Annotated in this window: 13 protein-coding genes; 7 read left to right on the plus strand and 6 right to left on the minus strand. The window is 62.4% G+C overall.

Going from position 1 to position 14,580, the window contains the following annotated elements:
* The first annotated feature begins 61 nt into the window (after positions 1-61).
* Complete coding sequence (locus tag B9Z01_RS21985) at positions 62-310, plus strand: hypothetical protein (protein ID WP_085486936.1); 249 nt, start codon at positions 62-64, stop codon at positions 308-310.
* Between the two features lie 316 nt (positions 311-626).
* Here B9Z01_RS21985 and B9Z01_RS21990 read toward each other — a convergent pair whose 3' ends face one another.
* The 6 genes from B9Z01_RS21990 to B9Z01_RS22015 all read right to left on the minus strand — a co-directional run bounded on the left by B9Z01_RS21990 (position 627) and on the right by B9Z01_RS22015 (position 7,407).
* The gene (locus B9Z01_RS21990; RefSeq protein WP_085486938.1) at positions 627-944 is read right to left on the minus strand and encodes a DUF4148 domain-containing protein; all 318 of its coding nucleotides are present in this window, start codon (positions 942-944) and stop codon (positions 627-629) included.
* A gap of 224 nt (positions 945-1,168) precedes the next feature.
* Positions 1,169-2,716 (minus strand): alkaline phosphatase family protein, encoded by a 1,548-nt coding sequence (locus B9Z01_RS21995; protein WP_085487140.1) that lies wholly within the window; start codon positions 2,714-2,716, stop codon positions 1,169-1,171.
* A 135-nt stretch (positions 2,717-2,851) separates the two neighbouring features.
* Positions 2,852-4,324, minus strand: coding sequence for a tetratricopeptide repeat protein (locus B9Z01_RS22000; protein WP_085486940.1), 1,473 nt, complete (start codon positions 4,322-4,324; stop codon positions 2,852-2,854).
* Positions 4,325-4,673: 349 nt separating this feature from the next.
* Positions 4,674-5,537 carry an ABC transporter permease gene (locus B9Z01_RS22005; protein WP_085486941.1) on the minus strand — a complete coding sequence of 288 codons (864 nt, stop codon included), beginning with the start codon at positions 5,535-5,537 and terminating at the stop codon, positions 4,674-4,676.
* A 16-nt stretch (positions 5,538-5,553) separates the two neighbouring features.
* Positions 5,554-6,348, minus strand: a complete 795-nt coding sequence (locus B9Z01_RS22010; RefSeq protein WP_085486943.1) for an ABC transporter ATP-binding protein — start codon at positions 6,346-6,348, stop codon at positions 5,554-5,556.
* A gap of 39 nt (positions 6,349-6,387) precedes the next feature.
* A complete protein-coding gene (locus B9Z01_RS22015) occupies positions 6,388-7,407 on the minus strand; it encodes an ABC transporter substrate-binding protein (RefSeq protein ID WP_085486945.1) in 1,020 nt (339 codons plus the stop codon).
* 310 nt (positions 7,408-7,717) lie between these two features.
* Here B9Z01_RS22015 and B9Z01_RS22020 point away from each other — a divergent pair, with 310 nt between their 5' ends.
* The 6 genes from B9Z01_RS22020 (at position 7,718) to B9Z01_RS22045 (ending at position 14,531) form a co-directional block, all read left to right on the plus strand.
* A complete protein-coding gene (locus B9Z01_RS22020) occupies positions 7,718-8,395 on the plus strand; it encodes a response regulator (protein WP_085486947.1) in 678 nt (225 codons plus the stop codon).
* Between the two features lie 2 nt (positions 8,396-8,397).
* Entirely contained in the window at positions 8,398-9,777 is a 1,380-nt protein-coding gene (locus B9Z01_RS22025; protein ID WP_085486949.1) for a sensor histidine kinase, read from the plus strand.
* Between the two features lie 180 nt (positions 9,778-9,957).
* On the plus strand, positions 9,958-10,998 hold the full coding sequence (locus B9Z01_RS22030) for an ABC transporter substrate-binding protein (RefSeq protein WP_085486951.1): 1,041 nt from the start codon (positions 9,958-9,960) through the stop codon (positions 10,996-10,998).
* Between the two features lie 92 nt (positions 10,999-11,090).
* A complete protein-coding gene (locus B9Z01_RS22035; protein WP_085486953.1) occupies positions 11,091-12,473 on the plus strand; it encodes a sensor histidine kinase in 1,383 nt (460 codons plus the stop codon).
* Positions 12,474-12,507: 34 nt separating this feature from the next.
* Positions 12,508-13,203: a response regulator transcription factor gene (locus B9Z01_RS22040; protein ID WP_085486955.1), complete on the plus strand. Its 696-nt coding sequence runs from the start codon at positions 12,508-12,510 to the stop codon at positions 13,201-13,203.
* 200 nt (positions 13,204-13,403) lie between these two features.
* Positions 13,404-14,531 carry a porin gene (locus tag B9Z01_RS22045; protein WP_085486957.1) on the plus strand — a complete coding sequence of 376 codons (1,128 nt, stop codon included), beginning with the start codon at positions 13,404-13,406 and terminating at the stop codon, positions 14,529-14,531.
* Positions 14,532-14,580 lie beyond the last annotated feature (49 nt).

Genomic DNA, 14,580 nt, shown 5'->3' on the forward strand with positions numbered 1-14,580 from the left:
AAAGCCCCAGGACCGTGCGTTCGCGCTTCGCGTTAGTCTCTTCCCAAAGAGGAGACGATCCATGCGGCAGGCGTTCTATATTGTCTTGGTGCTTTTGCTTGGCTATCTGATGGCGGATAGGGCATTGATGCGTGCTCAGGCCGGTGAGGTCGGGACCATTACGTGCCACCAGGGCGCGGCGCTCGTCAAATCGGACGCGATGAAGAAGGGCTTTGGAGAGGCCGGCGCCGGTGCGCAGAGCGAGAGTTTCCTGTCGAGCTGCCTCGTAACCGGACGCGGTCAGGTGGATGGTCTGATCGCGCGCGACTGACCCTGCTGTCGAGTATTCGGCGCGGCGCACGGGAAGCGCCGCGAAAAAGCGCCCAGACCATGAAGGCCTGGGCGAAGTCATCGGGAGCCCGATGACGGAGGTAACAAATACGTGTGCAATACGAAACTGGCCCGCGCTCGGGGATACCCGAGCCGCGGGCCAGTTCATTTGAATCGAAGGTGCGTCAATCGAAACGGCGCGTGCTGCGGATGCGCTGGCGGTTCGGGTCACCGCGCCACTTGCCGGGACGGCGACACCTGAAGCTATTTCCTCTCGAACCGCGCTTTACTACGCCTGCTCTACTGCGTTTTATTGCTTACTGACCGAAGTAGATCGACTTCGCGCCAGTCGTCGCAGCCGCGTGGCCCGATTGCGACGAACCGCTGGTCACACCACCGAAGCTGCTTGCCGCGGGTTGGCCGACACCGTTTTGCGCGTCGACGCGAGCTTGAGCGGCCTGGATGTCAGCCGGGTAGTGCGGGTCGGCGTGGCCCGGTTGGTAGCCGGCCTTTTCCAGTTGAACCAGTTCGGCGCGCACTTGAGCGCGGGTCACGGGCTGGTTGGCTTGCGCAAACGAAGCGACAGGAGCGGCGATTGCGGCAGCGATAACAACGGCTTGAATGAGCGATTTCATGATATTTACCTCCAGTTTTCGGGTTTATCGTGCTTCGAACGTGTTGGTTCGTAGTCAGTAATTGCATTGTAATTTCGATAACTGGAGAGAGTAATACGTGTCTTGGTGAATGTTTGTTGCGAAATTTGATATAAAGAGGCGGAACTTTAAGGGTTAACGCTTAATCTCCTGGCCTCCGCAGGCTTTGGGCCAGAACGGCCATGATCGGGCGTTCCCGGCCGTTGCTACTTCGGCGAAACGGAGCTGGTTTGGCGCATCGTTGCAGCCGCATCTTTCGGCTGCGCCCCCGTCGTTTTGTGGACCGATTGCGCGAGGCGCGTGAACGCCTGGCTCGTGCGCGCGTCGCGCTGGTCCCGCGCTTCGTAGAAGTCCTTGTTGAGCCACTGGCCGAAACTCACCATCAGCGAGCCCAGGGCGCTCGTAACGCGCGTCCACGCATTGTTGGTGCGCGTCAGTTGCGCCGCCGATTCGACCGCGTGTGCGGCGAGCTGGTCCAGCTCCTCGTGCAGATAGTCCGCGAAATGATGCAGTCCGTGCTGATTGCCGTTCGAAGACTTGCGCTCCAGTTCCACGTGCTCGGCAATCAGCGACTGATTGGTCACGCGGATAAAGGCCGGCGTATCGGTCCGCGCGGCACCGGTGCCGAGAATCGCCTCGCCGACGCTCGCCGTTTCCTTTTGCTGCACGCGCCTGCCAAGCGGTTCGAGCTGCCACTTTTCACACAGGTATTTCAGCAGGCTGCAATGGTCGAATCGCGCATGACAGACGCCGGCCTTGCACCACGGCGACACCAGGATGGCGGGCACGCGCACGCCGAGCCGGGTGAAATCGAAGCTCGCGGTATGGTCGTCCGGCGCGGCGGCGTCGGCAGGCGGCGATACGTGGTCGTAGAAGCCACCATGCTCGTCGTACAGGACCACTAACAACGTGCGCTCCCACAGCGCCTGGTTCGAGCGCAGCGCATTGTAGGTATCCGCGATCAGCTTCTCCGCCTTCATGATGTTGTGCGGCGGATGATCGTCGTTCTGCGCCTCGCCGAAGTACTTCGGCTCGATGAGCACGAATTGCGGGAACGCGTCGGCGGGGCCGGCCGCGTCGTGAAAGAATGTGTCGAAAAAATGATAGTTCGCGAGATTCTCGGCGCGCCGCTGGTTCTTCAGGAGCAGTGACGCGGGAAAGTCGTAGAAATAGACCTTCCATGTTTTTCGTGCGGCGTTCAGGCGATCGAAAATCGTGTCCTGGCTCTGCTCGGTGTACCAGTGTGGACTAAGCGCGTTGAGTCCTGACGGCATGTCGACCTGCCCCATCGACGTGCCTGTCAACGCGAAGAAGCGGTTCGGCCAGGTGGGGCCCGGCAATGATGAAAACCACCGGTCGCACACGGTGAATTGCTTGCCGAGCGTATGGAGCGCAGGCAGAAAGCCGAGCGGGTAATACCCCATCACGTCCTGGCGCGCGGCGAGACTGCTCTTCGGAAAGTCCTGCACGAAGGAGCGGACGAAGCCGCTGTTGTCCGCGTCGATCTGCTTCATCACGGCTTCGTGCTCGTGATTCGGATCGTGCCTCATTTGCCGCTCGTGGGTGGCGCAAGGGCGGAACGTATGACCCTGGCCGTCGGAGTTCGATTTCGTGGCGGCGTTGCGTATGCCGTCCAGTCCTTCATGCACGGCGTCGAGGCAACCGAGCATCTGATCGAACGAGTGATTCTCCATCAGCAGCAGGACGACGTGTTCGATTGGATCATGCTGTGCGCTGTGCTGGACGTCACTCATTTTCATCTCTCTGTTCGGGACTGGATGGATCGTGCGTGCCGCCTGGCCGGCATCGTCCGATGCAGCTTGGCGTTGCAAACTTAGCGCAAAACGTGCGGTCGCGAAAGAGCTTTTATGAAACCGGATGCGTCCGCTTCAGGCCAAAGACATCGCACTTTTTCCAGCCTCGCGTGGTGCTTCGAGCGATGCATGAAGCGGGTACGCCATCGGTGGATTCGAAACGGGCCGGATTCGCGCGTCGGGCGCCGGTGCGGGGGCGCCGTTTTCGTCCTGTACCGCGCTGGCGAAGCGCGCCAGATCGCTTTCCCGCGCCGATAGCGTGCCGGGGTCGAGTTGCCATGCCTGCGCGAATTTGCGCGAGGCGCCGCGCAGATCGCCCTTGCGGTCGAGCGCGCGGCCCCACTCCGCGTACGAGGGCGCGAGGTCGGGACGCAACGCGACGGCGTGCGAGAGCTTGTCGATTGCTTCGTCGTAGCGGCCCACGCTGACGAGCGCCTCGCCCCAGTCGTGCAGCGCGTCGACGGAATCGGGTTTCATCTCGGCGGCCTGCCTGAATGCGTGGAGTGCTTCGCCATAGCGATGCGCGTGCAACAACACATCGCCGAGAAGACGCAGGTTTTCCGCCGTGTGTGATTTTTCGTGCGCACCGGCGCGCAGTGCTTCGAGCGCTTCGTCGATACGGTGCTGCTGTTCGAGCGCAATGCCGAGACTCGCGCGCAGCACGGCCGAGTGCGTATATGTGGTCAGCGCTTCGCGGGTCTGCTGTTCCGCTTCTCTCGAGAGGCCCTGATTCGCGAGCAGCCACGCTTTGCCCGCGAGCGCCCATTCGGCTTGCTCGGAGGCGGGCAGCGCGAGCACTTCGTCATAGATCGAGACGATCTCGCGGTAGTTGCAATGCGCGAGCGAGCATCGGGTTTTCTGCACCTGCGTGAACAGATGGCTCGCGAGGATGTTCGGCTCGGCAAGCCGCATGGCCTGCACGGCAATGTCGTGCACGAACTTCTCGAGGTCGCGCCCTTCGAAGGGTACCGTGCTTTCGCGGGCGTTGAACGGACCGCCTTCTATCTGCACGTGCGCGACGTATGAGTCCACGCCGTCGTTCGTCCTGGTGATGCCGACATGCACGACCACGTCCGCACGCTTGATGACGCCCTTGATGAAACGCACCGTCGACGCATACGACATGTCCTGGCCGGGAATCTGGATATCCGGTTGCGCGTCGTTGTCGGTCATCGTGTCGTGCGGAATGGAGTCGGAGTCCTGACCGATTTCCTTCATCGCCGACATGATCCGCTCGGCGAGAAAGACCGATGTGTAGCCGCGTTCGGTGAGCGTCTGCGGCGTTTCGACCGGCGGTACCAGCAACTGCCGCGTCAGCACGCCGCGCACGACGAGGCAGAAAAAGACGATCGTGAGCAACGCGAACACCCACGGCAATACGTACGGCCACAGTTGCTTCGGGCCTCTGCCGATGAAGCTCGCGGCACGCAGCCCGAACAGCACGAATTCGCTCGAATGATGGCGATCGCGACGGCTCGCGGCGCTGCTGCGCATGAACGCGCGGCTTCGCGCGCTCATTGGCCGACGTTGACTCTGTACACTCGACATGGCCCACCTCGTTTCGATCGATGTTGGCAACAGACCGACTCGTGCGGGGTAGAGCATTGAACGTGCCATTGCGCACGGAGAGCGATGGCGGCGGGGTTTCGGCCCGGTGCGAACCGGGAAAGACAGGGAAGTGTTGCGCGCCGGCCGACGTCTGGAGAGCAACAGTTTGCCGGTGGAAGACACGGCGCCCGAAGGCGAGCCGCGGAAATGCCTGAAAAATCCGCTTATCGCGCGGCGGAAATGAAAATGCCGCTCAGTCACGGACTGAACGGCATTCGTCATCAGGAGAGTACGGGCTGCGCCGCGCGCCCCGCGTCACATGTCAGGCAGCGCGGATACTACGCCCCACTTAAACCGAACTCGGCCGCCACTTCAGCAGACGATGCTCGAGCGCGGTCAACAGATAGTCGGCGGCAAGCGCAACCACGGCCAGCACGATCATCGCCGCGAACACGCCGGCTGCATTGAACGCGCCCTGCGCGGTCGAGATCAGCAAACCGATGCCCTGCTTCGAGCCCAGAAACTCGCCAACCACCGCACCGACCAGCGCGAAGCCGAAGCTCACGTGCAGGCTGGCGAGAATCCAGCTCAGCGCGGACGGAATCACGACCGAGGTCGTCACCTGACGGCGCGACGCGCCGAGAATCTGCGCATTCGCGATCATGTAGCGGTCCGCTTCACGCACGCCCTGGAACGCGTTGGCGAACACGACGAAGAACACCATCACCACGGCGAGCGCGACCTTCGACGCCATGCCGAGCCCCAGCGCGATCACGAACACGGAGCCGAGCACGACGCGCGGAATCGAGTTGGCGATCTTGATGTAGAGGCTGAACACGTCCGAGAGCAGCTTGTTGCGCCCGAGCACGATGCCGCAGAAGATGCCCGCGACCGAGCCGATAATGAAGCCGAGCCCGGTCTCCTCGAGCGTGACCCACACCTGCGTGAGCAGCGGACCTTGCGACGTGCCGTTCACGAACCAGTCGACGATCTGCTCGAAAATCGCGCTCGGCATCGAGAAGAAGAACGGGTCGATCCATTTGAGCCGCGCGGACAGTTCCCAGCCGCCGAGCACGACCACGAGCACGAGAATGCGTAGCGAAACGACGAGCACCTGGCGTTGGCGGATCTTTTTCTGCGCGATGCGCTCGACCTGAGCGAGCGACGCTGCGTCGATGCCCGAAGGCATCATCTGTTGAGAGGGGGTAGACATATTTGCCGTTCCTTGATTAACCGATCTGCACTTCTTCGCGCAGGTCGTGCCAGATGTCGCGCGAGATTTCGATGAAACGCGGGTCGTAGCGAATCTCCGAAGTGACGCGAGGACGCGGCAGATCGATTTCGTACACTTTCTTCAGCGTCGCGGGGCGCGCGGTCAGAACGAACACGCGGTCAGCGAGCGCAATCGCTTCTTCGAGATCGTGCGTGACGAACACGACCGAGCCGGCGCCGCCCCACAATTGCAGCAGCTCGTCCTGCATCAGCGTGCGCGTCTGCATGTCGAGCGCCGAGAAGGGCTCGTCCATCAGCAGGATTTCCGGCTTGTTGATGAAGGTCTGCGCAAGCGCGACGCGCTTGCGCATGCCGCCGGACAGTTGATGCGGATAGTGCTTGCCGAACTTGTCGAGGCCCACGCGGCGCAGCCATTCGTTCGCTTCGTCGTAGGCGGCGGATTTCGAGCGGCCACGATAGAGCGGGCCCGCCGCCACGTTGTCGAGCACCGAGCGCCACGGAAACACGGCATCGGCCTGGAACACGAAACCGATGCGCGGATCGATGCCGTCCACCGGCGCGCCCATCACGCGTACTTCACCGGTGGTGGGCTTCAGCAAGCCGGTAATCATGCTGAGCGTGGTGGACTTGCCGCAGCCTGTCGGGCCGACTACCGCGACGAATTCGCCGCGCGCCACCGACATGCTGAAGTCGCGCAACGCGATGGTTGCCTTGCCGTCCGGGGAAATGAAACGGCACGACACGTTGCGCAGTTCGATCGCTGGCGTCTCTCGTGACATGGGTTGATTCATCAGCGGGTGCCTCGCAGTTCTCTGGGTATTGAAAGAGCGTTACTTGGACGCAGTCTTGACCGGCGCCGACACGTACTCGTTGGTGTAGGTCTTGGCGAGGTCGATGTGCTTGCCCTTCACCGAGGGGTTGAATGCCGACAGCACCTTCAGCACCGTGTCGGGGCCGTCGGCGGGCATCTTGCCGTCCTTCGTGAACATCGGCAGCGAAGCCTGCAGCGCGTTCACGTACAGATCCTTGTTGTTTCCGTAGTAGTCCTTGGGCATCTTCGCGGCGATCTCTTCCGCGTTATGCGTCGAGATGAAGTTCAGCGTCCTGGCAAAGGCGTGCGAGAGCTTGGCGGCGTCGTCCTTGTGCGATTCGGCCCACGCGCGCTGCACGTAGAAGCTCGAAGCGGGGTACGTGCCGCCGAGCGCGGCGCGCGTGCCTTCGAGCGTGCGCATGTCGACGAGCACCTTCGCGTCGCCGGTCTTGAGCAGTTGCGAAACGGTCGGCTCGGTGGTCATGCCGGCATCGATCCGGTTCTGCTTGATTGCCGCGATGAAGCTGTTGTCCGCGCCGACCGGCAGCAGCGAGTATTGAGTGGACGGCACGCCCGCGCGCTGTGCGAGGTATTGCGTGAGAAAGCTCGTCGACGAGCCGAGCCCGGTCACGCCGAGCGTCTTGCCTTTTACGTCGGCCATGCTCTTGAGCGTGTCGGCTGCTTTGGTCGAGACCATCTCCACTTCGCCGGGCACCTGGCCGAACACGACGAGGGCCTGCACTTCCTTGCCCTTGCTTTGCAGATCGATCGTGTGGTCGTAGAAGCCGACGACGCCTTGCACGGCGCCCGCCAGCAGTTCGTTCTCCGCATCGACGCCGGCCGGTTGCGAGAGGATCTCGACGTCGAGTCCTTCGTCCTTGAAATAGCCGAGCTGTTCGGTCAGCTTGGCCGGCAGATAGATGATCTTGGTGGCGCCGCCGACCATGATCGTGATCTTTTCGGCGTGAGCCGCAGCCGAAGCGGCGGCGAGGGCGAACGCAACACCTGACACAGCGGCAATCTGGCGCAAGGTACGCATGAAGCAGTCTCCTTAGGTTGGGTCGCCGCAGTGTTGCAGGCGGCGCTTTTCTGGGTGAATGGCGGCGATTATAGAAACGCGAAACCTTCTGCCAGCTTTCGGCGTGGAAGGCGAAACATGGGTGTTAACCCGGAACCGGGGCTCGATGTCGTCGCGCTGTCGCTATGAGAACTCCGCGAGAGCGCTGCGAGAACGGCGCAGGATCGGCGCGACCCCGCCGGTGGGGAACGTATGCCGCAAACCACACAGGGTGCGCGCAAACCCTTTGTTTTACGGCACAATCGACGGCCTGACTTTTGCCGTTGCCGCCATGAAGCTGCTGCTCATAGAAGACAATCCCACGCTTGCGCACTGGCTCGCGAAAATGCTGGAGCAGGAGGCGTTCGCACTCGACGCCGTGCAGGACGGCGACGAGGCCGACCGTCTGCTGCGCACCAATCACTACGACGTGATCCTGCTCGACCTGAACCTGCCGAAGCTCTCGGGCAAGAACGTGCTGCGCCGGCTGCGTCAGCGCGGCGACGCGACGCCGGTGCTCATCCTGACGGCGAGCGGCTCGATCGACGAAAAAGTGGAACTGCTCGGCGCGGGCGCGGATGACTACCTCGTGAAGCCGTTCGAGGTGCGCGAGCTGATTGCGCGCATCAAGGTCGCGATTCGCCGGCAGTCGCCGTCGAAGGCGGGTGAGGTGGTGTGCGGAGATCTCTCGTTCGACATCGACACGCGCCAGTTCACGTTGAAGGGCGCGCCGCTGAACGTGACGCCGCGCGAGCGCTCGGTGCTCGAGGCGTTGATCCTGCGCCTCGGCAAGACCGTGACCAAGCCCGCGCTCGTCGACGCGATCTTCACGCTCGCGGACGAGCCGAGCGAGGACGCGGTGGAGATCTACATTTCGCGTCTGCGCAAGAAGCTCGACGGCAGCTCGGCGGCGATCGTCACGCTGCGCGGGCTCGGCTATCTGCTGCGCAAGAAAGAAGACGACCACTAACGATGGCCAATAGCCTGCGCATACGCCTGCTGTGGTGGCTGCTCGTGCCGCTCGCCCTCTATGTGTTCGTGACCGGCAAGACCGAATACGACAACGCGCGGCGCACCGCGAATCTCGTGCAGGACAATCAGCTCATTGCGTCGGCGCGCATGATCGCCGGCGAAGTGGAATGGCGCGACGGCTTTCTGCGCGTGGACGTGCCGCCCGCCGCGCTCGAAATTTTCGTATCGCCGTATCGCGACCAGGTGTTCTACAGCGTGCGTGTCGACGACGGGCAACTGCTCGCGGGCACGCCTGATTTCCCGGCGCGCGCATTGCCGGCTCCCGACGTGCCGGACCAGTACTACACCGGATTGCACGGCCAGACGGTGCGCGCGGTCGACATCGTGCGGCTCATGTACGACAACGGCGTCACGCGCCGCGTGCGCGTGACGGTCGGCAAGACCGTGCGCTCGCGCGATGCGATGACGCAACAGCTTTGGCGGCCGCAACTCGTGCGGCAACTCGAAATGATCGCGCTCGCGGTCGCGCTGGTGTGCATCGGGCTCACGTTCGAATTGCGGCCGTTGATGAAGGTGAAGGACGAGGTGGCCGACCGCGATCCGATGCAGCTCGAGCCGATTCGCGTGGAGCGTCTGCACACGGAGTTGCGGCCCATCGTCGATGCGATCAACCAGTGCATCGCGCGGCTTGGCGTGCAGGTGGCCGCGCAACGCCGCTTTATCGCCGATGCCGCGCATCAGTTGCGCACGCCGCTCACCTTGCTCGGCACGCAGTTGCAGTTCGCGCGCCAGCAGGAGGGCCTGAATCCCGCGCTCGACGAAGCGCTGGCCGCGATGCATCGAAGCAACCGGTCGATGGTCGGGCTCACCAACAAGCTATTGCTGCTCGCGCAGGCCGAAGCCGCCGACAACACGCAACTGGCGATGGAAAACGTCGATCTCGTGCCGCTCGCCATGGAGGTCGTCGAAGATCTCGCGTTGCTCGCGCAGGCGCGTGAAATCGACCTTGGCGCCGAATTGCACGGCGTGGCATTGGTATCAGGGCATCGCGGACTGCTGCAGGCGCTGATCGCGAATCTCGCGGAGAACGCGATCCGCTATACCGGCAGCGGCGGTCATGTCACGGTCGCCGTCAATGCCGACGCCGATACGGTCACGGTGAGTGTGCTCGACAATGGTCCCGGCATCCCGGCCGAGTCGCGCAGCCGCGTGTTCGAGCCGTTTTTCCGGGCCTCGAGCGACACGGATGGCACGGGGCTCGGACTCGCGATCGTGCGGGAAATCGCGGACGCCCATCACGGTGAAATCACGCTGAAGGCGGGCGAAGGCGGCAAAGGCGTGCATATCGCCGTAACGTTTTCGCGTGCCACGGAGAAATGACCTGACATGGTCTGGAACGGCTCGCGAGGCCATGACCTGGAATCGCGGCTTCGAACGACTCGGGACAAACCCGGAGTCAACCCGAAATACGCATTCGTGAAAGCATCGGGAAGGGTTTGCACCTTCAGAATCACGGGCAGGCGCACAGCGCCGATGCGGCCTATAACGGAGACACCCTCAATGAAGCTTCCCCTGACGCGTTCGTCGCGCGCGCTCTACGTCACGCTCGTGGCGTCGCTCGCGTTCTGCGCGGCCGCGAAGCTCGCGACGCCCGCGCGCGCCGCCGCGCCGGAGAAGTTCGTCATCATGGTGGGCGGCATCAACAAGCTCATTTATCTGCCCGCGCGTCTCGCGGAACAACTCGGCTATTTCGAGGCAGAAGGGCTCGACGTCGAACTGCTGTCGGAGCCGACCGGAATCGACGGCGAAAACGAAATGCTCGCGGGTGCGGTGCAAGGCGTCGTCGGCTTCTACGATCACACGATCGATCTGCAGGCGCGCGGCAAGGAAGTCAAGACGATCGTCGTGCTCGGCCAGGTGCCCGGCGAGGTGCAGATGGTTGCGGCGAAATCGGCCGATTCGATCAGAAGCATGGCCGACGTGCGCGGCAAGACGCTCGGCGTGACCGGGCTCGGTTCGTCGACGAGCTTTCTCACACAATACCTCGCGCAGCGCGCGGGCGTGCCGGCTTCGCAATACACGCTGCTGCCGGTCGGCGCGGGCAACAGCTTCATCACGGCGATCCGGCAAGGACGCATTCACGCGGGCATGACCACGGAGCCGACCGTCACGCAATTGCTGAAATCGGGCGATGCCACGGTGCTCGTGGACATGCGCAATGTCGACGGCACGCGAGCGGCGCTCGGCGGTACGTACCCCGCGTCGAGCCTGTACGTGCAAAGCACGTGGCTCGATGCGCATCCGCAGGAAGCGGCGAAACTCGCGCGCGCATTCGTGAAAACGTTGCGCTACATGCATACGCATAGCGCGGAAGAAATTGCCGCGCAGATGCCGAAAGAAGATATCGGCATCGACAGGGCGCTTTATGTGAGCGCCCTGCGGGCTTCGCTGCCGATGTACACGGTAGACGGCAGGATGCCCGCCGACGGTCCGCAGACAGTGCTCAAGGTACTGTCCGCTTTCAATCCGGCGGTGAAGGGGCGGCATATCGATCTGTCGCGAACGTTCACCAATCGGTTTGTCGACGACGTGAAGCCTTGAGAGCGGGCTGCACGCGTTTCCTGTTGAGTCTGCGTTCGCGGCCCGCGATTGGGGCGCGTATATCGCTTCGAGCAAAAAAGGATTGACGTATCGTGTTTTCAGGCAGTTTGCGCGGACGTTTGCTGTGGTGGCTGCTGTTGCCGCTCGCCGCATTCGTGTCTATTTCCGCCGTGATTTCGTATCGCTTCGCGCAGACCACGGCGGATGTGATGCAGGACAATGCGCTGCTTTCGTCGATGCGGATCATCGGCGAGGATATCGATTGGGACAACGGCTCGGTGTCGATCCAGATTCCGCCGGCCGCGCTCGAACTGTTCGAATCGCCGGAACAGGACAGTGTTTTCTATCGTGTCGAGGCAAGCGGTCATCGTCTGCTTGCGGGCAGTCCCGACTTGACGCTGCCCACGCATGTGAGCGACCGCCCCACGCTTTATTCCACCCGTCTCGGCGATGGCCGGGAGGCGCGCGCGGTGGCCTACGTGCGGCAACTCTACGATTCGGGGCGCACCGAGGAAGTGATCGTGGCGGTCGCGAAGACGGAAGGCTCGCGGGACGCGATGGTGTGGCGCCTGTTGCGCCCGCAGTTATCCAGCGAAGTACTGACGTTGGTACTCGCGATGGTGTTCGTCTACCTCGGCCTGACCTTCGAATTGCTGCCGCTCATGAAGGTGAAGGACGACGTCGCCGATCGCAATGCGTCGCAACTCGAACCGATTCGCGTGGCGCGCCTGCACGTCGAACTGCGGCCGATCGTCGAGGCGATCAACCAGTGCATCGCGCGGATGGGCCAGCAGGCCGCGACGCAGCGGCAATTCATCTCCGATGCGGCGCATCAGTTGCGCACGCCGCTCGCGTTGCTGGCCGCGCAGATCCAGTTCGCGCGGCAGCGCGACAACCGCGATGCCTCGCTCGCCGAAGCGCTCGCGGGGATGCACAAGAGCAGCCGCAAGCTGACCACGCTGACCAACAAGCTATTGCTGCTCGCGCAAGCCGAATCGGCCGCGCCGTCGAATGCGCGGGAACGGATCGACCTGAGCGCACTGATTGCGGGCGTGCTCGAGGAGTTGATCGCATTTGCGCAGTCGCGTGAAATCGACCTGGGCGCGGAACTGGAAGACGGCTTATACGTGACCGGCGACGAAGCATTGACCGCTGCGCTCGTGACCAATCTCGTCGACAACGCGCTGCGCTATACGCAAGCGGGCGGCCACGTCACCGTGCACACGCAGCGGCGCGGCGACATGGCGATCGTCCGCGTGATCGACAACGGGCCCGGCATCAGGGCCGAAGCGCGCGAACGCGTGTTCGAGCGCTTCTATCGCGCCTCGGGTCATGTGGAAGGAACCGGCCTCGGTTTGCCGATCGTGCGCGAGATCGCACACCGCCAGGGCGGCACCGTCCGGCTCGAATCGAATGACGGCGGCGCGGGACTCGTCGCGACGGTCGAGATGCGTTTATGGATGGCTGCAAACTGAGACGTCACGCGATCCGCAAAAGGAAGGGGGAACGATGAAACTGCTGCTCGTGGAAGACGACGCGGACCTCGCGCGCTGGGTGATGAACCTGATGCAGGTCGAGCAATTCGCGATTGACTGGGCGCAGAACGGCGAATGCGCCGAGGCGCTGCTCGGCCTGCAATGCTATGACGCGGTGCTGCTCGATCTGCGCCTGCCGGGCATCAGCGGCAAGGACGTGCTTGCGCGTTTGCGCCGCAAGCGCGATAACGTGCCGGTGCTGATGCTGACCGCGAACGGTTCGACCGACGACAAGGTGGCCTGCTTTTCCGCCGGCGCCGACGATTATGTCGTCAAGCCCTTCGACGCACGCGAACTCGTGGCGCGTATCAAGGCGCTGATTCGACGTCAGGCGGCGGGCGACAAAGGCCAGTCGATCGAGTGCGGCGATCTGCGCTATCTGTTCGATTCGCGCGAATTCGTGCTGCAAAACGAGCGTCTGCCACTGCGCCGCCGCGAACACGCGATTCTCGAAACGCTAATGCTGAAGCAGGGCAGGACGGTTTCCAAAGCGACGCTGATGGACAAGATCTTCACGCTCGACGAAGAGCCGAGCGCCGACGCAATCGATATCTATATTCACCGTCTGCGCAAGCATCTCGCGGCGTCGAGCGCGAAGATCATGACCTTGCGCGGGCTCGGCTACATTCTGCGCGAAGAAGAACCGCAGGAGGCATTTGCCACGGCATGACGTGACATGACGTGACGCAGCGCAGTAAAAACGCATCTCATCTGCTCGCCTGTTTTTTTCAATAAAGTCCCGCTTTAGTGTTTTCACCGAGTTCCGCGGCTCTTTCGCGAAAGAGGCGTGAAGGGTTGCTCTGACTATTCTTGGCTTCGCTATGCAAGCGTACGTCGGATCAATTCAACACAGCGGGATCGGAGGAGAAGATGGGAAAAAATACCAGGTTGTTGCTGGTGGCGGGCGGCAGTGCGTTGGCGATGAGCGGCGCTCACGCGCAGTCGAGCGTGCAGCTGTACGGCTTGATGGATCTGAGCGCGGTGTCGTACCAGACCAATGCGAATGCCAGTGGCAACCACGTGATTTCGATGGGCATCAATGGTGAGCCGTGGTTCAGCGGCAGCCGCTTCGGCATGAAAGGCGCGGAAGATCTTGGCGGCGGATTGAAGGCGATCTTCCGGCTCGAAGCGGAATACCGCGTGAGCGACGGCGGCATGGAAGACCCGGGGCAGATTTTCGACCGCGATGCGTGGGTGGGTTTCGACAGCGACACGTTCGGTAAGGTCACCGCCGGTTTCCAGAATACCGTGGCGCGTGATGCCGCCGCGATTTATGGCGATCCGTACGGCAGCGCCGCACTGACCACCGAAGAGGGCGGCTGGACCAACCAGAACAACTTCAAGCAGCTGATTTTCTACGCAGGCAGCGCGACCGGCACGCGTTATGAAAACAGCGTGGTGTGGAAGAAGCTTTTCAACAATGGTTTATACGCCGCGGCAGGTTACGCGTTCGGCAATCACACGAGCTTCGGTACCGACGCGACCTATACCGGCGCGCTCGGCTATAACGGCGGACCGTTCAACGTGTCTGCATTCTTCAACCACGTGAACAATAACGGCTTCACGAACAAATCGTATTCGATCGGCGGCAACTACACGTACAGCATCGTTCGCCTGAACGCCGGCTATTTCCACTACTCGGGCGACCAGGGGGCGCTGGGTCAACGTCACGACAATGCGTGGACCGTGTCGCTCAAACTCTCGCCGAAAGGCCCGTTCGACTATGCAATCGGCTACCAGCAGATGCATGCGTCGAATGCGGCGTTCGACGACACCGGCGGCACCGCCAACGCCAATCTGGCATTCAATCCTGACACCGGCACGGCAAGTGGTTATAAGGAAACCCTGTACGCGTCGATGTTCTATCACCTCTCGAAGCGCACCGAGCTATATGTGGCGGGCGACTATATGAAGTTGCATGACGGCTACGTAGTCGCGACGACGTATGGCGCGAAGAACCAGTTGGAATTGACGACGGGCATTCGCACGCGGTTCTGAGTTTCGCAACAGGTTGCGGGAGTTGCGGGCGCTGAAGGCTTCGGAAGCC

The sequence above is a fragment of the Paraburkholderia susongensis genome, assembly GCF_900177725.1.
Lineage (GTDB): Bacteria > Pseudomonadota > Gammaproteobacteria > Burkholderiales > Burkholderiaceae > Paraburkholderia > Paraburkholderia susongensis.